Origin of the sequence: Mesorhizobium sp. M0195, assembly GCF_040322115.1 — a bacterium.
In the GTDB taxonomy this organism is placed as follows: Bacteria; Pseudomonadota; Alphaproteobacteria; order Rhizobiales; family Rhizobiaceae; genus Mesorhizobium.
In genome coordinates this window covers 345,219-365,958 of sequence record NZ_JAMYSV010000004.1, presented here as the reverse complement: position 1 = coordinate 365,958, position 20,740 = coordinate 345,219, and the positions used below count along the sequence as shown (strand labels likewise).

17 protein-coding genes and 1 pseudogene are annotated in these 20,740 nt (G+C 62.3%); 8 read left to right on the top strand and 10 right to left on the bottom strand.

Translation table 11 applies throughout. From position 1 onward, the window contains the following. The first annotated feature begins 269 nt into the window (after positions 1-269). Positions 270-773 carry a hypothetical protein gene (locus tag NKJ12_RS12230; protein WP_352506272.1) on the top strand — a complete coding sequence of 168 codons (504 nt, stop codon included), beginning with the start codon at positions 270-272 and terminating at the stop codon, positions 771-773. Between the two features lie 113 nt (positions 774-886). On the opposite strand, the gene NKJ12_RS12225 is transcribed toward NKJ12_RS12230, so the two are convergent. Beyond that, entirely contained in the window at positions 887-2,221 is a 1,335-nt protein-coding gene (locus tag NKJ12_RS12225; RefSeq protein WP_352702881.1) for a four-carbon acid sugar kinase family protein, read from the bottom strand. 4 nt (positions 2,222-2,225) lie between these two features. Then, entirely contained in the window at positions 2,226-3,488 is a 1,263-nt protein-coding gene (gene oiaX, locus NKJ12_RS12220; protein ID WP_352506274.1) for a 3-oxo-isoapionate-4-phosphate decarboxylase OiaX, read from the bottom strand. 182 nt (positions 3,489-3,670) lie between these two features. Between oiaX and NKJ12_RS12215 the strand changes: the two genes are divergently transcribed. Further along, positions 3,671-4,384 (top strand): transcriptional regulator NanR, encoded by a 714-nt coding sequence (locus tag NKJ12_RS12215; RefSeq protein ID WP_254817024.1) that lies wholly within the window; start codon positions 3,671-3,673, stop codon positions 4,382-4,384. A 310-nt stretch (positions 4,385-4,694) separates the two neighbouring features. Then, complete coding sequence (locus NKJ12_RS12210; RefSeq protein WP_352702879.1) at positions 4,695-5,663, top strand: GlxA family transcriptional regulator; 969 nt, start codon at positions 4,695-4,697, stop codon at positions 5,661-5,663. 77 nt (positions 5,664-5,740) lie between these two features. Here NKJ12_RS12210 and apnL read toward each other — a convergent pair. From apnL to NKJ12_RS12175, 7 genes and pseudogenes are all read right to left on the bottom strand, one after another. After that, positions 5,741-7,647 (bottom strand): annotated as a pseudogene (gene apnL / locus NKJ12_RS12205) (D-apionate lactonase). Beyond that, on the bottom strand, positions 7,644-8,678 hold the full coding sequence (locus NKJ12_RS12200) for a Gfo/Idh/MocA family protein (RefSeq protein ID WP_352702877.1): 1,035 nt from the start codon (positions 8,676-8,678) through the stop codon (positions 7,644-7,646). Before NKJ12_RS12200 ends, apnL begins: the two are co-directional and overlap by 4 nt. Position 8,679: 1 nt before the next feature. Further along, positions 8,680-9,744 (bottom strand): ABC transporter permease, encoded by a 1,065-nt coding sequence (locus tag NKJ12_RS12195; RefSeq protein ID WP_352702875.1) that lies wholly within the window; start codon positions 9,742-9,744, stop codon positions 8,680-8,682. Then, positions 9,741-11,285: a sugar ABC transporter ATP-binding protein gene (locus NKJ12_RS12190; RefSeq protein ID WP_352702872.1), complete on the bottom strand. Its 1,545-nt coding sequence runs from the start codon at positions 11,283-11,285 to the stop codon at positions 9,741-9,743. The genes NKJ12_RS12195 and NKJ12_RS12190 overlap by 4 nt, the downstream gene beginning before the upstream one ends. Continuing rightward, positions 11,282-11,935: a DUF2291 family protein gene (locus NKJ12_RS12185; protein ID WP_352702870.1), complete on the bottom strand. Its 654-nt coding sequence runs from the start codon at positions 11,933-11,935 to the stop codon at positions 11,282-11,284. The genes NKJ12_RS12190 and NKJ12_RS12185 overlap by 4 nt, the downstream gene beginning before the upstream one ends. 109 nt (positions 11,936-12,044) lie before the next feature. Next, positions 12,045-12,986, bottom strand: a complete 942-nt coding sequence (locus NKJ12_RS12180) for a D-ribose ABC transporter substrate-binding protein (protein WP_023675475.1) — start codon at positions 12,984-12,986, stop codon at positions 12,045-12,047. A gap of 264 nt (positions 12,987-13,250) precedes the next feature. After that, positions 13,251-14,078 carry a phosphogluconate dehydrogenase C-terminal domain-containing protein gene (locus tag NKJ12_RS12175; protein WP_352506281.1) on the bottom strand — a complete coding sequence of 276 codons (828 nt, stop codon included), beginning with the start codon at positions 14,076-14,078 and terminating at the stop codon, positions 13,251-13,253. Positions 14,079-14,407: 329 nt separating this feature from the next. On the opposite strand from NKJ12_RS12175, the gene NKJ12_RS12170 reads away from it, so the two are divergent. From NKJ12_RS12170 to NKJ12_RS12160, 3 genes are all read left to right on the top strand, one after another. After that, the gene (locus tag NKJ12_RS12170; protein WP_352478434.1) at positions 14,408-15,082 is read left to right on the top strand and encodes a DUF2161 domain-containing phosphodiesterase; all 675 of its coding nucleotides are present in this window, start codon (positions 14,408-14,410) and stop codon (positions 15,080-15,082) included. A gap of 164 nt (positions 15,083-15,246) precedes the next feature. After that, the gene (locus NKJ12_RS12165; protein WP_352506283.1) at positions 15,247-15,672 is read left to right on the top strand and encodes a hypothetical protein; all 426 of its coding nucleotides are present in this window, start codon (positions 15,247-15,249) and stop codon (positions 15,670-15,672) included. A 66-nt stretch (positions 15,673-15,738) separates the two neighbouring features. Next, positions 15,739-16,929, top strand: a complete 1,191-nt coding sequence (locus tag NKJ12_RS12160) for an NADH-quinone oxidoreductase subunit D (protein ID WP_352506284.1) — start codon at positions 15,739-15,741, stop codon at positions 16,927-16,929. 263 nt (positions 16,930-17,192) lie between these two features. On the opposite strand, the gene NKJ12_RS12155 is transcribed toward NKJ12_RS12160, so the two are convergent. Further along, positions 17,193-17,624 carry a hypothetical protein gene (locus NKJ12_RS12155; protein ID WP_254817079.1) on the bottom strand — a complete coding sequence of 144 codons (432 nt, stop codon included), beginning with the start codon at positions 17,622-17,624 and terminating at the stop codon, positions 17,193-17,195. A gap of 349 nt (positions 17,625-17,973) precedes the next feature. Here NKJ12_RS12155 and NKJ12_RS12150 point away from each other — a divergent pair, with 349 nt between their 5' ends. Both NKJ12_RS12150 and NKJ12_RS12145 read left to right on the top strand, forming a co-directional pair. Then, a complete protein-coding gene (locus tag NKJ12_RS12150; protein WP_352506285.1) occupies positions 17,974-19,077 on the top strand; it encodes an HlyD family secretion protein in 1,104 nt (367 codons plus the stop codon). Next, complete coding sequence (locus NKJ12_RS12145) at positions 19,074-20,687, top strand: DHA2 family efflux MFS transporter permease subunit (protein WP_352506286.1); 1,614 nt, start codon at positions 19,074-19,076, stop codon at positions 20,685-20,687. The genes NKJ12_RS12150 and NKJ12_RS12145 overlap by 4 nt, the downstream gene beginning before the upstream one ends. Positions 20,688-20,740: the final 53 nt, after the last annotated feature.

The following is a 20,740-nucleotide window of genomic DNA, read 5'->3' as shown; positions in this document are numbered from 1 at the left end:
GAGCAATCGGCAGAAACTAGCACACCGTCGGCCGAACCAAAGTCACAGCACCGTGCGCCAGTACGTCTGACAAGAAGGGGTCGGTTTGGGAAATCCGATGCCCAGGCGGAAGATAGGGCGCGAGGGTCACGGCGGCAGCCTCAACCTCTTGCAGCGGATGCGCGCGGCGGAATGACCTACCAAACGACTTCGTGAATTTTCTGCCGGTTGACTCGATTGGCCCACTTCCTAGGTTGGCATTCGGGGCTCCCGTGCAATCCGAAGTCGGTATGACATCATTCCACACCCGAAAGCTTGCCCTTCTCCTTCTATCGGCAGGCGCCGCCATCCTGTCTTCCTGCGTCATGCCCGACGACACCTCGAGCACCGCGAGGGAAGACGCCACGGCGGCGGCAGCCCGCAAGGAGATGGTCGGCCTTAGCGAGGCGGACGTTCGAATGTGCGCCGGCTTTCCGACCGCCACTGCCGATGTCGGCAAATCCGGCCAGATCTGGACCTATCAGCGCGTCGTTCAACGCGGCAATCTCAACATTGTGGTTCCGACCGTGGCCATTGGCCCGGTCCCGGCGCTCGGAGGTTCCGTCAACGTCGCCCCCGGCGGCTATTGCAACACGCAAATTCGAATGGTTGACGGCCGTGTTGCGGAGGTTGCCTACGCCGGCGACAACAACCTGCCGAACAACCGCGATGCGCTCTGTGTCAGCACGGTCGACGCCTGTGTCGCCTATGCCCGTCAATATCGTCCAGGCAAGGCGATGGGCCGTACCAGATAGCGGGATGAGTGGCATTGCCGCCGACCTAAACGTCTGGGGTTTCTGGTTTGCCGGCTAATGACTATCCCCGATCTCGATCGAGCATCACCGATTTGAACAGATATTCCCCGCTCTCAACCGCCGACCCCATCGCGAATAGCGGAGAAATAGCGGTCGGTTCCGACCTGCCCGCCCTTGAGGGCAATTTCCAGCCCGTCGATCGCCTTTACGCGCGAATGCGCCACACAAAGCGGCGAGCCCGGCGATGCCGGCAGCGGCATTCGCACCGTCAGCGCGTCGACGCCCATCTGGCCAAGTGCATGGCTCGACGTGTCGCCGCCGGCGATGACCACGCGCGGCAGGTTCTCTTGAAGCGTCAGTTCGCGGAGAAGCTCGCCAAGGCCGCGGCCGAGCTTATGGCGGGCGCCCTCCCTGAGATCGATTTCAGCACCGCGCTCGGCCGCAGGTCCGAGCGCGGTGTAGAGGATGACGCTCCGCCCGGCCCGTAGGCTGGAGCGGCCGGTTGCGACCGCGCGCGCAATAGCGTCGTTCGAAGCCTCAGAAACCAGTTCGACCGGGTCGAGCTCGATCCCGTCGAAGCCTTCGGCCAGGGCATACCGGATCTGTCGTTCCGTCGTCGGCGAGCAGCTCCCCGAGACCACGGCGATCCTGTCGGCAGCGCCCGGCGGCGAAAAGGCGGGTTTGGCATCCACGATTCGGTTCGATGTCCATTCGACCAGCAAGGCATATTCGATGCCCGAAGAGCCGACGACGAAATAACCGCCCGGCTTGTGAGCGCGCCAAATCTCCTTGCCGGCAAGCGCCTGGGTTTCCAGGCTGTCGACATCGACAAGCACGATACCTGTGCCATCCTCCACAAGCCGGTCGAATGCTTCCGACCGCGACGCAGACTGCAGCGTCGCCAGGTCGATCAGGCCCGAGCTAAGGTCTGTCTGGCGCGACAGATGGATCAGCAGGTCGGATTCGTCCATCGGCGTGATCGGATGGCGGCTCATCACGGGATGGCGGTCGATACGGAAATATTTTTCGCGATAGGCCGCGAACAGATGACCGAAGGCGGTGTAGCGCTTCAGCTGCGGCGCGCCGACCACCAGCGGCACGCCGTCTTGCCGGAAAACCGAGCGGCCGATCTCGATCGCCCGGCCGATGCTGCCGATCGCCGGGCTGGAATCGAAGGTCGAGCAGACCTTGTAGTGGCAGATCTCGGCGTTGACGGTCTTCAGCCAGGCGAAGGCATCTCGCAGATGCGTGTCCATCCACTGCGGCGTCTCGCTGCGGCTGGTGCCGGCCAGTCCAAGGGCGCGGCAATGCGCAAATTGCGAAAGCAACGCCGCGTCCGGCTGGCGCATGAACAGGACGGTCGGCACGCCGCCGAGCTCGAGCGCTTCCATAACGTCGGTCGAGCCGGTCAGGTCGTCGCCATAGTAACTCAGAAGCAGGTTTTGCATGGCGTCAGGCCGCCTCGCCGCCGCCGAACTTCTCGATCGACCGCGCCAGCTCGACATGGCTCAAGGCATAATCCGCCAACGGAATATCCTGGACCGCCGCCTGCCAGGCCTGCTGCACGGCGCGCACGCCGGCGCCCGGCCCGTCCGGGTGGCTGACGATGCCACCGCCGCACAGATAGAGAAGATCGACCGTCCGGCCGGTTCGCTGGAAGGTTTCAGGCGCCTGCCCGCCCCACTGGCCGGAACCGGCGACCGGCAATGCGCAATCGGCCGGCGAAAAGATCGGCGTGGTCACCGCCTTGAAGGATTCGACGAAGGACCAGTCGGGTTCCCAGTATTTCGAGGCGATGCCGTTGATCTGGAACTGGTCGACGCCAAGCAGGCGCCAGAACTGCTGCCAGACCTTGAAATCCATGCCGAGACCGGGATGACGGGTGAGAATGTCCCAGCCATTGCGGTGGGCATGGAGCACAAGGCTGGAGCGTTTTCGAAGGTAAGCCATGCCGCCGAAACCGATCGAATTGATGTTGACCACGGCGCAATTGCCGCCGGCCTTTGCCACCAGGTCGTGGTTTCGCATCATCTCGTCGGGATCGGCATGTGAGATGCCGAAGGCATACATGACCTTCTTGCCGGTCTTCTGCTCGTGGTCGAGGATCAGCGGCATGATTGCCCTCACCCGCTCCGACAGCGGTGAATAGGCCGGGCTCATCAGCTTCTCGTCGTCCTTGATGAAATCGACGCCGGCGGCAATCAGCTCTTGCACCATTGCGGCCGTCTCGGGCGGGCGGAGCCCCAGCGCCGGCTTGACGATGGTCCCGATGATCGGACGATCCGCGACACCGGTCAGCCTGCGGCTGCCCGTGACGCCGAATTGCGGGCCCGGATGCGCGCCCCGGTACTCCTCGGGTAGCCTCATGTCGACGATCCGGATACCGGACAGGCCCTTGATCGAAAATGTGCCGCCGATGGCGATGGTCATCAACGCCGACAAATCGGTGCCGATGGCGTCTAGCGGAAACGCGATGTCGACGTCGGCGCGCTTGACCGGGCCATTGCGCGCTTCGGGACCGGTTTCGGGAAGAGACGGCCGATCCGCATCGGGCAGATGCCGTATCGCCAGGACTCGCGCCGCGACCCTGGCCTTGAGCTCTTCGGTCTCGCCGGCCAGCGCGACGAAGGTTCCAGTCGACTGGTCGCTTGCGATCTTGGCCGCCAGCGCCTCGATATTGCCGGGCGTTTCGATGCGATAGGTGAGAACAATCATATTCGCGCGGCCTGCCGGGTGGTTCGAAAAAGGTTCCTTGGCCCTTGAAATCTGGTATAATGAGTACATAAGCTTTGCAAGCCCTCTCCGGCTGGGCAGAGCCGGGCGAGCCGGCAGCAGGCGTTCCGGAATTCGCGCCGGAAATGCTAGATAGGGGCCGGTCAAAGGAGTGATTCGCGACGATGAACCGTTCGGAGCCGATCGTCCGGCGCAAGCTTTCCGACGAAGTATTCTTGAGACTGAAGCGCCTGATCACCAGCGGCGAATTGCTGCCGGGTGACGACATGCCATCGGAGCGCGAATTGATGGAGCGCTTCGAGGTCGGCAGGCCGGCGATCCGCGAGGCAATGCAGGCATTGAGCAATATGGGCCTCGTCGCGATCTCGCATGGCGAGCGGGCGAAAGTGCTGCAGCTGACCGCCAAGTCGATCATCAAACAGGTTGACGGCGCCGCCAAGATCATCCTGTCGTCGTCGAAGGACACGCTGGAGCACCTCAAGAACGCGCGTATCTTCTTCGAGCGCGGCATGGTCAGGGAAGCCGCGGAGAGGGCAACCGCCGAGGACGTGCAGCGGTTGCGCGCAACGGTTGCAGAGCAGCGCAGCCATCGTGGCGACTCGGAAGCCTTCATATCCGCCGACATGAAATTCCACACCCAGATCTCGGCAATATCCGGCAACCCGATCTATGTCGCCGTCAGCGAGGCAATGCTTGGCTGGCTAAAGGAATACCACACCGAAATGCTGATCTGGACCGGCAAGGAAAAGTTCACGCTGACCGAGCACGAAGAGATCATCGGACGCATCGAAGCCAAGGATGCGGATGGCGCCGAGAAGGCGATGATCAAGCACCTCGAACGCTCGCGTGCGCTTTACGTGATGAACTCCGGCAGCTGAAAATCAAGAGCAAGGTCCGGACCGGCGTAGCGGCCGGCACCTGCTCTCGGCCTACTGACTGACCACAGATCAGCCTGAGCCCGGAACCGACGCAGTTTTCTGTTGCCCTCTGAATCCGATGTATTGCCGCGTGTTTTCATTCAACGATTTCAGCATTTGCATCTTCGCAGCCATGGATTTCCGCGGCCCCGCCTTCATCAGCAAGCCCGCATAGGCCCTCCTGGAGCCCGCGCGCTTGTTCTGGAATTGGCAATTCTTGCAAAGACTATGCTAGGCTTGCCATCCACGAGAACGACACTGGAGTACCGCAATGGCTGTCAGGAGCCTCCACGTTGTGATCTGGCTGCCGTCGAATTTCTATTCGGCCGTCGTCTCGACGCTCGTGGAAATGTTTCAGCTTGTGAATGACGTCTGCCGTTCGCAGGTTCTCTCCTGTGAGTTCGTTTCAAGGAGCGCGCCGTCGGCATCAAGCACCGGAATTTCCTTCCCGACAAAAGCTCAACCATCCCGGAAAATGGATGTCCTGATTCTCATTGCCATGCCGGGTGTCGAGATTCCGCAGCTTCTGCGCTCGCTCGACGAGGAGAGTGAACATTCAAAACCGCTGATCGCGCTCGCGCAGCAGCAGGACGCAATCATCGCAGCACATTGCGGCGCGTCTTATCTGCTCGCCAATTCGGGATTATTGGACGGTAAACGCGCGACGATATCCTGGTGGCTGAGAGCCGAGGCAAGCCGCCGGTTTCCGCAAGTGCGATGGGACGCTTCCCGCCTACTCATTCGCCAGGACCGCCTCTACACATGCGGAGGCGGGTTTTCCGGACTTGAACTCGCCAGGGCTTTGCTGATCGATCTGGGCTTCTCGAAGGAAGAGCGGATCATTCGAAAACTTCTGGTTCTCCCGCCGCCGCGCACATTCCAGAGTCCCTACGAATTTTCCCTCGATGGAATTTCGAACGGAGCCAGCCCATTCGAGGACAAGTTGCGTGAGCTCTCGAAAGACAAGATGTCGGAAATCGATCTGAAATTTCTGGCAACCGAATTGGGCATGTCTTCGCGAACCCTGTCTCGCAGGTTTTTCGACGAACTCCAGACAACGCCGGGAAAATGGATCCAGGAAAGGCGGCTGGAGTTGGCAAGGTCCATGCTTGAGGAAACGAAACTGAGCGTTTCAGAAATTTGCTATCGGGTGGGTTATCAGGACGTCGCCTCGTTCAGCCGTCTTTTTTCCAAGACAACTGGAATGGCACCGGGCGAGTTTCGAAAGCAAATCCGGTGACAACTCGGCAGCGGAGTGCTGCGGCTACACGCAACCGCTACGCAAGTGCGGCTACCCATGAGCCTCGGCAAATGACTTCAGCCGATCCTGACGATTGCGTAGGGTGTCATCACAAGATGGTCTCGGCCCGACGTATCGCGCGGAATCTGGCGTGATAGTCGTCCATCCCAAATCTTGAGAGGACCCTGATCGGAGCCGAGCCCGGAAACGTCGACCGAAACGTCGACCGGAGTAAGGTTCGCCAGCCAGACGATGATCTTGCCTGCCTGGGAGCAGCCGGCAAGTGCCAGCACCCGCCTCTCATCGGTCGTTGTCGCCGCCACATGCGCATGGCCGGCCAGATCGCAAAGTCCTTTCACCGCGTGGAAAATCGGCCGGGGTGTACCTTCTTCGACAGGTTCGCCCGACGAGGCCAGCACGCCGAAGGTCCGGTGAAGCTGCAGAGCGTCAGCATTTCGAGTTCGGCCGGCGCAACACGTGCGGCATAGCCGATCGTCCATGCGGCTCCGAACAGCCCGGTATGGCGAGGGTCGCGGTCGGCCATGGCAATGCGCTGACTGTCGGGATTGGCCTTGGTCGCACCGCCATAGGGGTTCTGGCGCATGGCAATGGTCGACGGCCCGATCCGATAGGGTTTTGGCCCGAAGATCGCCCTCACCGAGGCTGTGATGGAAGGCAGCGTCTCCAACGATTGCATGACGCTGAGATCGTCGGCGGCGTGCACGATCGGGCAGGTGCAATGCGTGACGAAATCGAGCGGGTCGGTCGGCACACGCTTGCGATTGAGTTCGGTGAAATAGCTGAACATGCCGCCGCCGAGGCGGCTGTCGGGAAAGGCGCGTCGCGTCGCAGCATAGACGCCTTCGAGCGGCGGGCAGTGCGGCCACGCGCTGCCCGGTGGCGTCGACTGCCGGTCGACCGAGGGCGAAACGGCAATGGCCGAAAGCTCGAGCCCGGCCTGCCGCACCCTGTCGGCGACGCCCGAAAGCTCGGCGTCGAGATCGCCGTCGCCGGCAATGACACATTCGAGCGTTGTCCGGACCGGATAGGCGGCGGCGAGCTGGGCGTAAGCCCGCAAGGCGTCGAGCCCATGGCCACGCGTCGGGTCGAAGTGGAACATCAATTGCTGCGGGCCAAGCTCGGACAGCATCGGCAGCTTGCCCAGCGCCGCCTCGACCTCATCCGGGTAGATGATCACGCCGACATCCGGCAGCACCGGTCCGGCTTGGCCGAGCGTGATACGAATCGGTTCGGCGCTTGCCGCGGCAGCCGGCACTTTCCCGCCACCCGCCATCCGCAAGCTGATGGTCTGGCGGAAGGTCTTGCTGGCAGGCAGCACGTATGGCCATGGCAGCGCGAGCGGCCGGACATAGGTCTTGTAGGAGGCATCCGACCAGTTGCGCTGGTCCTCCATCTCGAAAATGTCGCCTTCCATCCGGCATTCAGCGGTGACGCCCGGCCGGACCTCATGGGTGATCGCCCGCAGATCCTTGAAAGGCTGCCAGGGATCGATCAGCTCTGGAAGCCTGGTCGCGACCACGCTGCCATCGGTATGCTCGACCGTGACCGGGCTGCCGGCCAAGCCGGCAATCGGATGCAGGATGCAGAAGCCACAGCGATTGGTTTCGAAATCGCTGTCGGGAAGAGCGCTCACGTCGAAGACCAGCTGGCCATCGGCGGAGCCCTTGATGGTGGCGCGGAAGCCGAGCCGGCTGCCGTCCGGCGCTTGGCAACTTGCCGTATAGCTGACGGAAAAAGCCTCGGCATCCTGCTCGATGGCAAGGTCGGCCAGTGTCGGCTCGTAGGTGCCCCAGTCGCGATCCCTGACGATGTAGGCGATAGCGCGCAGAACTTCGGTGCCGCCATGCCGAATGGTGCGCAGATTGCCGTTGACGAAGTCCGCCGTCAGCGCGCCGGCTTGCAGCCTGACCGGTTCGGCTTCAACGGCACGTGTGCCGTAGAGGAGGAAGGCGTCGGCTGTCATTTCAGCAAGGCGTCGAGTTGCACCGGCTCCCGGCTTGCGGCGCCGGCGTACGCTGCCTCGACCAGCGCTAATGTCTTGAGGTTGTCCGCGCCCGAGGTCGCGGGCTCGGTTCCGTTGGTCAGGCAATCGACCCAATGTTTTTGAATGGCGACGACGCTTTCCTGGATGTTGTGCCACGGCCGCGATGCCCAGGCCAGCAGCGGCGGCGAGACGTCGCTAACGACCGTCCCGCTCCTGCCGGTGACGGCGAGGCGGTAGCCCTGCGCCAGCCGGATCGTGCCGTCCTTGCCATCGATCTCGATCAGCGTCTCGGGGAACGGCTCTGTCGCGAGCTTGCTGGCGTAGCTACAGTCGACCACGGAAGTGGCGCCGCCCGTGTGGTCCATCAGCATCGTCGCAACGTCCTCGCCGGTTATGCCGGGATTGACGCGCGCCGTTCGCGCGGTGACTGTCGAGACGTCGCCCAGCAGAAAGCGGGCGATGTCGAGGATATGGATGCCGAGATCCTCGATAATGAAGCGCCTTCCGGTCGCCAGATAGGGCTGGCCGGAAAACACGTCATAAGCCGATCGGAACGAGATCCGTCCGAAGAAGGGGGTGCCGATTTCGCCGCTGTCGAGCACCGCACGCACCGCCTGGATCGGCGACTGCCAGCGAAAATTTTCATGCACCATCAACGGCACGCCGGCGTCGGCGCAGGCTTTCACCATGGCCTTGGCGTCGGCAAGCGACGGCGCGAACGGCTTTTGGCAGATTACCGGAACGCCATACTGCGCCGCCATCTCCACGAGCGTTCTGTGGCTTGGTGCGGTGGTAGCGATGTCGACGAAATCCAACCTTTCGCCGGCAAACAGCGCAGCAGCGTCGGTATAGCGCCGCGCGATGCTGAACTGGTCGCCGACGACCCTTAACCGGTCCGGATCGCGGTCGCAGATGGCGGCAATCGAAGCGCTCTCTATGTCGCGCCAGGCATGCATCTGGTTGACGGCAAAGAAGCCGCAGCCGATCAGCGCGCCACGCAGCTCCGCCATGTCAGCCGGCCTTTGCCATCTGCATCAGCGTGACACGGCTCTGCAGCCGGCGCTGGGCTTGGTCGACGACAACGGCTACGATGATGACGAGGCCCTTGATTACCATTTGCCAGAACGAGCTCACCCCCATCATCACCAGCCCGTCCGAAAGGATGCCGATTACGAAGGCGCCGACAATGGTGCCGCCGATGGTGCCGCGTCCGCCCGACATCGAGGTGCCGCCGAGCACTGCCGCGGCAATGGCGTTGAGTTCGAAGCTCTCTCCGGTCGCCGGATGCGAGGCCATCAGTTCGGACGAGATGATCAGCCCGACGATCGCCGCGCAGAACCCGGAAAACATGTAGACGAACATCTTCACCATGTTGACGCGGACGCCCGAAATCCGCGCCGCCCGCTCATTGCCGCCAACGGCGAAGATATGGCGGCCGAGCGGAGTGTATCTGGCGAGATAGGCCGCCCCCAGTGCGACGACGACCAATATCCATATCGAAACCGGCAAGCCAAGCAGCCGGCCGGCGCCGAGGAAGCCGAACCCCGTGGTGCCGAGCTCCGGCTTGCCGACGAGATTGGGGAAGGTGCGCCCGTCGGACGACAGCAGTGCCAGGCCGCGTGCGACATAGAGCACGCCGAGCGTGGCTATGAACGGCGCAACGTTAAGCCTGGTGATCAGCAAGCCGTTGACGGCGCCGATCAATATGCCGACGGCAAGCGTGATCAGCGCGATCTCGAAGACGTTGAAATAGATGGTGTAGCCGACCTGCAGGTCGACGCCGTTGAGCACGAGATAGCCGGCCACCATGCCGCACAGGCCGACGATCGAGCCGACCGACAGGTCGATGCCGCCGGTGATGATGACGAAGGTCATGCCCATTGCGAGGAATGCGTTCAACGCCACGTGCTTCGACATCAGGATAAGATTGGCGGCCGATAGGAAATTAGGGGCAGCTATCGAGAAGAATAACAGCACGGCGATCAGCGCGATGAACGTCCTCGCCTTCATCAGCGTCAGCAGGACCGAGCCGCTCGAAATGGAGTTGACCACCGCCTTGGCTGGAATGTCAGTCATGCGCCTTGCTCTCCGTGCGGGACCGGGCCGTGGCCGAGGGCCGAGGCAGCGACGAGCGCGGCCTCAGTCGCCTCCGCGCGATCGAAGATACCGGTCAATTTTCCATTGCTCATCACTGCGATACGGTCGGACAACGCCATCACTTCGTCGAGATCGGAGGTGGCAAACAGGATCCCCAGACCGTCGCGCGACAGCTTGCGCATGGTGCGGAAAACGTCGGCCTTGGCGCCGACGTCGATGCCGCGGCTCGGCTCGTCCATCAGCAGCACCTTCGGTCCGGTGAGCAGCGCCTTGCCGATCACCACCTTCTGCTGGTTGCCGCCCGACAGCGACGAGACTTCCTGCGTCGGATCGGCGACCTTGATGGCCAGTTCGCGCACCGTCTGGGTCACCGCCTGTCGTTCGGCGGCACCACGAATGTGGAACAGGCGCACGAACCGCGACAGGCTGGCCAGAGTCAGATTGCTGGCGACGGAGAGGATCGACACCAGCCCTTCGCGTTGGCGGTCTTCGGGGATCAGCGCCAGCCCGCGCCGGATGCGCCGTGTCGTGTCGCGCTCGCGCACCTTTTTGCCGGCAATGAATATCGCGCCGGTCGAATGGCCGTGGCGGCCCATGATGCAATCGAACAGCTCGCTGCGTCCGGCGCCCATCAGGCCGTAGATGCCAAGGATCTCGCCAGCGCGCAGCGACAGCGAGACGTGGTCGACCGCAAGCCCGCCGGTGACGCGCGGTAGGCAAATGTCCTCGGCGCGGAATATCTCTTCGCCCGGCACATGGCCGTCGGCCTTGGCGAAGTCCTTGGCGTCCGAGCCGATCATCTGCCGCACGATCCACTGGGTGTCGACGTCTTTCATCTCCGCCTGGCCGGTGATGCGCCCGTCGCGCAGCACCGTGATGGTGTCGCCGATGCGGATCAATTCCTCGAGCCGATGCGAGATGTAGACGATTGCCACGCCGCGCGCCTTGAGGTCGGCAATCACCTTGAACAGGATCTCGACTTCCGCCGCGCTGAGCGCCGAGGTCGGCTCGTCCATGATCAGGATGCGCGCATCGAGCGAAACCGCCTTGGCGATCTCGACCAGCTGCTGCTGGCCGATGCGCAGATCCTCGACCAGCATGTCCGGCCGGATGCCAGCCTCCAGGCGTTCAAGAAATTCCGCCGCGCGGCGCTCCTGCTCTTTGCGGTCGATTTTGCGGAAGCGGTTGGTGATCTCGCGGGTGGCAAAAATATTTTCGGCGACGGTCAGATTGCCGAACAGGTTGAGCTCCTGGAACACCATGCCGATGCCGCGATTTACCGCGTCCCCGGATGACGAGAGGGAGACCTCCTCGCCGTCCAGCAGAATGCGCCCGAGCGTCGGCTGCTCGACGCCGGCGATGATCTTCATCAGCGTCGATTTGCCGGCCCCGTTTTCGCCGACCAGCACGTTGACCGCACCCTTGCGCACCTCAAAATTCGCACGTTTGACCGCGACGGTGCCCGAATACACTTTCGAGACATCCTCCAGCTTCAGGATGACGTCTTGATCGCCGGTCATGGCTTCGGCCCGAGCTCTGCCTCCGCCGGCGTCACCAGCGGCAGGTCCCGGCCGCTGCCTGGCGTATAGGCACCGAGGATCTTGACGCTTCGGCCCTCGAGTGCCTCGCGCGGCAGCTTGGAAAGCACGGTCTTGTCGGCGTAGGCGTTGAAGGCCTTGCCGAACTGGGCGAAGTCGATCTGGTTGGTGAAATCGTTGAATTGAATGAAGTCAAGGCTGTCGCGCAGCGCTGTGCCGCGCATGGCGGGTCCGATCTGCACCCGCGCATCCGCCTTGCCGTCGCCGTCGGCATCGACGTCCATTGTCGCCGCGCGTGACTGTGTATTGGCTGCAACGACCTTGCCCTCGAGCCGGACGGCGAAGGTCCACGGCGAATTCGCCTGCTTTTTCGGATTGCCGTATTTGGCACCGGCAGCGGCGGGATCGGTCTTCGCCAAAGCATGAACCTCGGGAAACTGGCCGGCCTTCTGCTGCAGATAGGGTACCACTTTCGCCGCCCAGATGTCCTCGACCATCTTGTCGGGATTGAACGCCGAGCCAGGGCCGCCGTTTTCCGCTGACGGCGTCGGCAGGATCTTGCAGGCGGTCAGGCTGACTATAGCTGCAAGGAACGACACGACAAGGATCGGCCGGGTCAGCGTGTTGAACATGTCGGCTCGTTCGGCATGGTGGTCAGGAGCACCCAGAAATGGAAGCAAGGGCGAAATGGAAGCAAGGGACGAACCGGAGCTCGTCCCTTGCGCTTGATGTTACGCCGGCTCAGTTGGTGAGCGCGAATGTCTCCAGCTTGGCGGCATTGTCGCCATTGACCAGGACGCAATCCATCAATTGCTTTTCCTCGGCCGGAGACTTCTTGTTCTTGATGAAGTCGTTGGCCTGCTCGACCGCCATCTGTGCCTGCGCGAAGGCCGGCTGCAGGACCGTCGCCTTGATGCCGCCGGAAGTTATCGAGTCGCGCACGTCGTTCGACCCGTCGAAGCCGACGACGATGACGTCCTTGCGACCGGCAGCGGCAAGTGCCGCATAGGCGCCCATCGCCATCGTGTCGTTGCCGGAGATCACGCCCTTGATGTCCGGATTGGCCTGGAGGATCGATTCCATCTTTGAGTAGGCCTCGGTCTGGCTCCAATTGGCCGACTGCTGCGCCACCATCTTCAGGTCCGGATAGTCGTCGATGACGTCGTGGTAACCCTTGGAGCGGATGCCGGCATTGGTGTCGGATTCTTTGCCGACGAGCTCGACGAAATTACCCTTCTCGCCCATCAGCTTGACGAATTCCTGCGCGCCGAGCTGGGCGCCCTGATAATTGTTGGAGACGATCTGCGCGACGGCAACGCCGGTGGCATTGATCTCGCGATCGATCAGGAAGGAAGGAACGCCTGCGTCCTTGGCCTTCTGCACCGCAGCGACTGTGGCGTCGGCACCGGCATTGTCGAGGATGATCGCCTTGGCGCCGCGGCCGATCGCCGTATCGATCAATTCGGACTGCTTGTTGGCGTCGTCGTCATGGACGAGCACCAACGCCTCGTAGCCGAGTTCCTTGGCCTTGGCCTCCGCGCCGACAGCTTCCGCCTTGAAGAACGGATTGTCATGCGAGGGCGTGATGATGGCGATCAAATCCGCCGCATAGGCGGGCGCGGCGGTGCCAAGCGCCAGCATGCCGGCGAAAGCCGCAAGCGTCATTCTGCGTGTCAGTTTCATGTATTCCTCCCGTTGAAAATCCGCGCCTTGTCCCAAGGCTATATGCATTCGATTTCGCTAGCCGGCCGTAGGTGGCGGGTCGCGTCAGATTCACAAGCCTTTGCCGGCTTCACTTCGACGGATCGCTTCCCACTACCCCCCACTCATCTGGCCCCTGAGCCTGCTGCGAAGCTTGACGGTCCGATCCATCGAACAGCTAAGGCAACTGGTATAATGAGTCAATGACAATTTCAGGTGACATGTTCCGAAGACGCGTCACTGCCCTCAAGTGATGCGCTGAATGCTCGCGGCAATCTCCTCCGGCTCGAACACCCGTTTCCAGTCGTCGCGCATCAGAACCGGCTTGCCGAACTCTATCGCCTTGTTGCATGCGTCGGAGAACACGCCTTTGGTCTCGCCGAAGATGACGGCGCCAAGCACGTTCATATGACCAAGCAGGAAGTCGAGCGCCGCCTGCTTGTCGACCCCGCGCGCCACCACCTCGTCGACCGCCTCTTTCATGACGACGAGCAGCGAAGCGCATACCGTTTCCGAAAGGCCGGGCTCGAGCAGGGCCATCTGATCGACAGTGACGCGATGGGAGCGCATGACCGGCGCCCAGATGATCTTTGCGATCGCCTCACCCTTGGCGAAATCCTCCTCCGGTCCCTGCATCAAGGCGCTGACCATATGCTGCTTGGCCTTGACGCCGCCGAAATAGTCCTTCTTGGCCGCCATGTCGGTCTCGTCGTTGAAGATCGGCGGATGGCAGGGGTGGGTGACGAAATACGTCAGATCCGGCCGCTTCGGCAAATGCCCGGCGAAAGGTGCCGCGGCGTCGAGCACGACGACCATCGTGCCTGACGCAAGCTTGCTCTCGATACTCGCCGCGACCTTGCCGATGTGCGTGTCCGGCACCGCCAGGATCACCACATCGGCGCCATCAAGCGCCTCATCGGCGCTGACGGCATCGATGCCGAGGCCCGACTTCAGCCGCTCGCGGCCGGCGTCGCTGACCTCGACATGGCGTATCGTATACGAAGATCCGCGAAAATTGGTTGCCAGACGGTAACCCATTTTGCCGCCTGCACCAAACAGCGCAATCGTTGTCATATGTCGTTACTCCTGAATTCCAACGACGGCCCTACCGATCGTCATCTCATTGACTTGTATGCACATTGCCGCCGGCTGGCGGGTAAAAACGCGGGGAGCCGTCGCTCAAATGACGATGCCTGGACGTGTCTCGGGCGCCCGGATGTCCAGCGCAGCTACGCGGAGCATGCTACCTCAGGTACACATTATACCAGCATACCAAATTCGCAAGCGGCCGCGGCACTGCTCTGACCATTTGTTTGCCCGTCGTTTACCTCTGTTCAACGGCAAAGAGCGATCATCGCGCTGACCCGCCGATCGGCGGGATGATTCGCAGCCAACAAAGGCCCATGCTCGAAACGTCACTCTACAGCCCGGTCAAGGCCTTCCTCGAAGGCCTGGGATTTATGGTCAAGGGCGAGATCGGCGGCTGCGACCTGCTGGCGCTGAGTGCCGACTCTCCACCGATCGTCGTCATCTGCGAGCTGAAGCTGAAGTTCAATCTCGAGCTCATCCTCCAGGGCGTCGACCGTATGGCGGCGAGCGACGAGGTCTGGCTCGCGGCATGCATGTCGGCCCGTGGCAAGGGCCGCGAGAGCGATGTGAGATACCGCAATCTCTGCCGTCGGCTCGGCTTTGGCCTGCTTGGCGTGCGACCGAACGGCGAGGTTCAGGTGCTGCTCAGCCCGACGGCATTGGCCCCGCGTCGGGATCCCCGGCGCCGCTCGAAACTAATCGACGAACATCGGCGTCGGCAGGGCGATCCTGTCGCCGGCGGCGGCTCACGTGCGCCGATCATGACCGCTTATCGCCAGCAGGCACTGGCATGCGCCGCAGCACTCGCCGACGGCCCAAAACGGCCGCGTGACTTGAAGCCCAACCTGCCGAACGCACCCAAGATTCTGCTGCACAACGTGTATCGCTGGTTCGCGCGCACCGATCGCGGGATCTACGAACTGACCGCTCAGGGCCGTGAAGCCTTGCAGCGCTGGCCGCAGCCCGATCGCAGCCACGCCGCTGCCTGAGACAGGCAACGCCGGATTTCGCGCCCTGCTCTCCGCGACAATCACGGCTTTCGGCCAGACAGCACTCAGTACAAGACAGCACCTCAGTCACGGAACCATATTTCGACACGATGGTTTTGTCGTCACCGAATTGATCGTCCGCTGAGCAAACGGAAGGAACGGCCATGCGCCTATCGACGACAATTGCCACACTTTCGGCACTGGCCCTTGCCTCGCCGGTCTATGCGCAATCCGTGGGACCAGAGCTTGCCCCTGTGCCGCCGACGGCGCCGCAAACCTTGCCAGAGCAAGCCACGCCCCAAGGGACCACTCCCGACCAGGCTACACCGGAGGATGCGTTCTCCGCCCAGAATTTCACCGCAGTGACAATCGTGGCGATGGAGGATCTGCCTCCTGACATCAAGGCACAGGCGGAGGCCGTCGTCACCCAGACCAGCGCCGAGGATTTGCGCATCCTGCAAAGTTCGATCGACGCATCGCCGCAGGCGGCATCGGCACTGGCGGCGAATGGGCTTAATTCCACGCAGGTCGTGGCGGCCAATATCGACGGCGACGGCACGCTGACGCTGATCATCCAGACGACGACGTGAGCGGCTGAAAGCGGACAAGCCGGCTCCGGCACGGAACCAAAGCCCGCCTGATCGCGGAGGACTGTCATGGTCGAGGCTGCAGTTCGCAACTTCACCATCAATTTCGGGCCACAACATCCCTCCGCTCACGGCGTCCTGCGGCTGGTGCTCGAACTCGACGGCGAGATCGTGGAACGCGCCGATCCCCATATCGGCCTGCTGCATCGCGGCACCGAAAAGCTCATCGAGTACAAGAACTACCTGCAGGCCTTGCCCTATTTCGACCGGCTCGACTACGTCGCGCCGATGAACCAGGAGCATGCATTCTGTCTCGCCGCCGAGAAGCTCCTCGAAATATCGGTTCCGAAACGCGGACAGCTCATTCGCGTGCTTTTCTGCGAAATAGGCCGGCTGCTATCGCACCTCCTCAACGTCACCACGCAAGCCATGGACATCGGCGCGCTGACGCCGCCGCTCTGGGGTTTCGCCGAGCGCGAGAAGCTGATGGTCTTTTATGAGCGCGCGTCCGGCGCCCGCATGCACGCGAATTATTTCAGGGTCGGCGGCGTGCATCAGGATCTGCCGCCGGAACTCCTCGACGACATCTGGAGGTTCTGCGATCCCTTCCTCAAGGTCTGCGACAATCTCGAAGAGCTGTTGACCGAGAACCGCATCTTCAAGCAGCGCAATGTCGATGTCGGCGTGATCGGCCTCGATGATGCCTGGGCCTGGGGCTTTTCCGGCGTGATGGTGCGCGGATCGGGGGCATCCTGGGATCTGCGCAAGGCGCAGCCATACGAATGCTATTCGGAGATGGATTTCGATATTCCGGTCGGCAAGCATGGCGACTGCTACGACCGCTATCTTGTACGCATGGAGGAAATGCGCCAGTCGGTCCGGATCATGCGGCAATGCCTGGAAAAGTTGCGCTCACCCGAAGGCCAGGGACCGGTCGCGATCCCGAACCACAAGATCACGCCGCCGCCGCGTGCCACGATGAAGCGCTCGATGGAAGCGACGATCCACCATTTCAAACTCTACACCGAAGGCATTCGCGTGCCGAGCGGTGAAGTCTACGCCGCCGTCGAGGCGCCGAAGGGCGAGTTCGGCGTCTACCTCGTTTCGGACGGAGGCAATGTTCCCTACCGATGCAAGATCCGCGCACCTTCGTTCGCCCACCTGCAGGCGATGGATTTCCTGTCCCGAGGCCATATGATCGCCGATGTCGCCGCGATCATCGGCTCGCTCGACATCGTGTTCGGAGAAATCGATCGTTAGCCACGTCAAAGGGTCGCGGGTCCATCCTAGCCAGATCGCACCTGCCTCGACTGCGCTCGGACGCCGGTCGGACGACGGCTCTCACTTGCGGCGGGCCAACTCAAATTCTCGCATCAAAACGGACGCATGGCCGCGACAAGGCGCAGCCAAGCGTCGAGGACTTTCACAATCTGCGCGGCCCGACGTGGCACGTGCCCTTCCAAGTTCGGAAGCGCTCTCCACGGCGCGGAAAGAACGCGTGTTCCGCCGTTCCTCGTACCGCGTCAATGCGCGATCAATCCCTTCAACCAGGCAACAAATCTGTTGCCGCGGACTATCCCGCGCACCCTGGCAGCGGCCCATCGCGCTTGCATCGTAGCACCGACATGGCAATGGCAAACGATTTGGTGCAACTGCCGATCGCTCAGTTCGAAGAAGCGCTTTGCCTCACCGTAGGTATCGTCCTTCAGCCCCATGGCACGCAGAACCGGATCCTCGAAGGCGACGGTGAGCGGCGTTCCAGCACCACGCGATCTGTCGCGCGCTTCCCTGTTCATATATTCGGTGCCTGGAAGCGCCCCAAGGCATCGCGTCGGGTTTTGTTCGAGAAGTTCCGCCCAACGTTCAATCCGTTGGTTTCGAGTCATCGCCGGATACGCCGCGAAGGACTCAACTTCCGCGACGGCTTGCAGTTGGTCGAGTGTTTGATGTTTCATGGTCGGCTCCTGTCGACAGGTGAATTTGCCCACGCCTTTATGAGCAATTATCGCGCCGTGGAGCGCTGACAAGGCCGGACCGCCGCAACATGAAGCATATGAATCACCTGCCCGGTGAAACGGCGCTCTAGTTCGAACGCGCCGGCACCGCTCGGTGGGTTCGATGTCGACCCGTTAACCCGACCACCCCGTTCCGGACAGGAACTTTTGCGGAAGCTTGCCGTTTGGCTTTGCGTCCGCTTCGGCGGCTGCAATATCAGTCTTGAAAGCAATTCCGTTGGACACGAAGCCTCAAAGCGTCGAACAAGACGTCGAGCCTGTAAATGAAACTCGGGAGCAACCGGCCCGGGTGCGAGAATCTCGTGGGCGATCGGCAGAGCCCCGGCAGGAACAGCCCGACGGGAATGCCTCGCAACGAAAGGCCGGTCTGCTCGGCTTTCCCAGGCGCCATCCCTATGCGGCCGCAGCCATAGCACTTGCGCTGTTGCTCGTCGCGGCAGGCATCGCGATCTGGTGGCTGAACGCTCGCCAGTACGAATCGACCGACGACGCCTTCATAGACGCGCGCACGGTGACGATCGGCGCGCAAATAGCCGGCCGCGTTACCGAGCTGGCGGTTACCGACAATCAGCATGTACAGGCCGGCGATGTCCTCCTGCGTATCGATGACAGCGACTATCAGGCAAACCTGAAGCAGGCCGATGCCGGCGTCGCTGCGGCCGAGGCCGCAATCGTCAATGTCACCGCCCAGGTCGAGGCTCAAAACGCAAAGGTGAACGCTGCCCAGAGGCAGGTTGCCCAGGCCAAGGCGGCGCTGGATTTCGCCAAGGCCGAGGATCAACGCAACCGCGAACTCCTGGCCAGGGGCACGGCAACGCAGCAGCAGGCGCAGCAGGCGGCATCGACGTTGCGTCAGGACCAGGCCGCGCTGGACAGCGCCGAGGCCAATGTCGCCTCGGCAAAAAGCCAGGTTTCGGTCTTGCAGGCACAGGCCAGGAGCGCCGAGGCGCAGCTCGAGCAGGCCAAGGCCAGCCAGGAGCAAGCTCGCACGACGCTGTCGCGCACGACTATCACAGCACCCGCAGCCGGGCGCGCAACGAGCATTTCCGCCGCGAACGGCACCTACGCCCAACCCGGCCAGGTATTGATGATGTTCGTTCCCGACGAGGTCTGGGTGAAGGCCAACTTCAAGGAGACGCAGCTCGATCTGATGCGGCAGGGACAGCCGGTCGACATCGACATCGACGCCTACCCGGACAAGTCCTTCCATGGCCGCGTCGACAGCATCCAGGCCGGCAGCGGCACCGCCTTCAGCCTCCTGCCGGCTGAAAATGCCACCGGCAATTACGTCAAGGTGGTGCAGCGCGTGCCGGTCAAGATCGTCTTCGACAAGCCGCCGGATGTGCTTCTCGGTCCCGGCCTGTCGGTGGTGCCGACGGTCAAGGTGCGATGAACGGCGAAACCGCCAGAAATCAGGGCGAAAGCCGATCCGCCGCCGGGACGCACAATCCCTGGCTTATCGCCGTCGTCGTCTCCATCGCCACTTTCATGCTGGTGCTGGACACCTCGATCGCCAATGTCGCCCTGCGCAATATCGCCGGCAGCCTGGCGGCCGGAATGGACGAAAGCACCTGGGTGATTACCACCTATCTCGTTGCCAACTCGGTAATCATCCCGGTCAGCGGCTGGCTGGCAAACGTCATCGGCCGCAAGCGCTACTACATGCTCTGCGTTGCGACCTTCACCGTCGCGTCGCTGCTGTGCGGACTGGCGCCCAACCTGGAACTGCTCATCCTGTTCAGGGTCCTTCAGGGACTCGGCGGCGGCGGCATGGCGCCAAGCGAGCAATCGATCCTTGCCGATACGTTCCCGCCAGAAAAGCGCTCGCAGGCCTTCGCGCTTTACGGCATTGCGGTCATCGTCGCACCGACGGTCGGGCCGACGATCGGCGGCTGGCTGACGGACCATTTCTCCTGGCACTGGATCTTCTTCATCAACGTGCCGTTCGGCATCCTGTCGCTGGCGCTGGTGCAGTGGCTCTTGGTCGAACCGGACGTACTCGAACGCGAACGCAAGGAACGGCTGAAAGGCGGCCTGAAGATCGATGGGGTCGGTTTCGTCCTGGTGGCGATAGCCTTGGGGTGCCTGGAGATCTTTCTCGACCGGGGCCAGCGCTACGATTGGTTCGCCTCGAATTTCATCACCACTTTCGCAGTGATTTCCGCGATCGCGTTCCTGCTGCTTATCCCATGGGAAATCAGTCGCAGCGATCCGGTCGTCGACATGCACCTATTGTTCACGCGCCAGTTCGGCACGGCGTTCCTGGTCATGATGGCAGTCGGTGCTATCCTGTTCAGCACCACCCAGATCGTGCCGCAGCTGCAGCAGACGACATTTGCCTACACCGCGACGCTCTCGGGCCTTTCGATGATGCCGGGCGGCATCGCCATGCTGATCTTGATGCCGGTGTCCGGATTTGTAGGCAGCATCGTGCAGCCCAAATATCTGATCATGATGGGCATGTCGGTGGTCGCAGTGGCCCTTTGGCACATGACCTCGCTTACTCCGGACGCCAGCTTCCGCTTCTTTGCCTTTGCCCGTGTTTTCCTGATGGTCGGGCTGCCGTTCCTGTTCATTCCCATTTCAACCGCGGCCTATGTCGGCCTGCCCCCGCAGAAGACCAACCAGGCGTCGGCGCTGATCAACGTTGCACGCAATATCGGCGGCAGCATCGGCGTCTCGCTGTCCAACACCGTCATTTCGCAAAGCTCCCAGATCCATCAATCGAATCTGGTCGGCCACACCGCGCAATCGTCGCCCGCCTATCAGCAGGCGCTTCGGCAGGCGACTGAGCATTTCGTCGCCCAGGGTTCGCCGATGGTCGAGGCGAAGCAGCATGCGATCGGCTGGCTTGGTCAGTTGATCGCCCGCCAGGCCACGCTGCTCGCCTATGTCGATGTCTTCCGCTACTGCGCGGTGGCAACCGCCCTGCTGGTTCCGCTGGCGCTGCTGCTGCGGTCAAGCAAGTCGGGTGGCAGCCAGCCGAATCCCGAAATGGGCTGACCGGCAAGTGCGACGGTGTGGTTTTCCAAAAACGGGCAAGCCGGGAACCAGCC

Excerpts from the sequence above, each read along its gene's own strand:
- NKJ12_RS12170 (WP_352478434.1), top strand. The coding sequence starts at position 14,408 with ATGCTCGAAACGTCACTCTACAGCCCGGTCAAGGCCTTCCTCGAAGGC.
- oiaX (WP_352506274.1), bottom strand. The coding sequence starts at position 3,488 with ATGATTGTTCTCACCTATCGCATCGAAACGCCCGGCAATATCGAGGCG.
- NKJ12_RS12210 (WP_352702879.1), top strand. The coding sequence starts at position 4,695 with ATGGCTGTCAGGAGCCTCCACGTTGTGATCTGGCTGCCGTCGAATTTC.
- NKJ12_RS12155 (WP_254817079.1), bottom strand. The coding sequence starts at position 17,624 with ATGAAACATCAAACACTCGACCAACTGCAAGCCGTCGCGGAAGTTGAG.
- NKJ12_RS12225 (WP_352702881.1), bottom strand. The coding sequence starts at position 2,221 with ATGCAAAACCTGCTTCTGAGTTACTATGGCGACGACCTGACCGGCTCG.
- NKJ12_RS12230 (WP_352506272.1), top strand. The coding sequence starts at position 270 with ATGACATCATTCCACACCCGAAAGCTTGCCCTTCTCCTTCTATCGGCA.
- NKJ12_RS12185 (WP_352702870.1), bottom strand. The coding sequence starts at position 11,935 with ATGTTCAACACGCTGACCCGGCCGATCCTTGTCGTGTCGTTCCTTGCA.
- NKJ12_RS12200 (WP_352702877.1), bottom strand. The coding sequence starts at position 8,678 with ATGGCGGAGCTGCGTGGCGCGCTGATCGGCTGCGGCTTCTTTGCCGTC.
- NKJ12_RS12165 (WP_352506283.1), top strand. The coding sequence starts at position 15,247 with ATGCGCCTATCGACGACAATTGCCACACTTTCGGCACTGGCCCTTGCC.
- NKJ12_RS12180 (WP_023675475.1), bottom strand. The coding sequence starts at position 12,986 with ATGAAACTGACACGCAGAATGACGCTTGCGGCTTTCGCCGGCATGCTG.
- NKJ12_RS12195 (WP_352702875.1), bottom strand. The coding sequence starts at position 9,744 with ATGACTGACATTCCAGCCAAGGCGGTGGTCAACTCCATTTCGAGCGGC.
- NKJ12_RS12175 (WP_352506281.1), bottom strand. The coding sequence starts at position 14,078 with ATGACAACGATTGCGCTGTTTGGTGCAGGCGGCAAAATGGGTTACCGT.
- NKJ12_RS12145 (WP_352506286.1), top strand. The coding sequence starts at position 19,074 with ATGAACGGCGAAACCGCCAGAAATCAGGGCGAAAGCCGATCCGCCGCC.
- NKJ12_RS12190 (WP_352702872.1), bottom strand. The coding sequence starts at position 11,285 with ATGACCGGCGATCAAGACGTCATCCTGAAGCTGGAGGATGTCTCGAAA.
- NKJ12_RS12215 (WP_254817024.1), top strand. The coding sequence starts at position 3,671 with ATGAACCGTTCGGAGCCGATCGTCCGGCGCAAGCTTTCCGACGAAGTA.
- NKJ12_RS12160 (WP_352506284.1), top strand. The coding sequence starts at position 15,739 with ATGGTCGAGGCTGCAGTTCGCAACTTCACCATCAATTTCGGGCCACAA.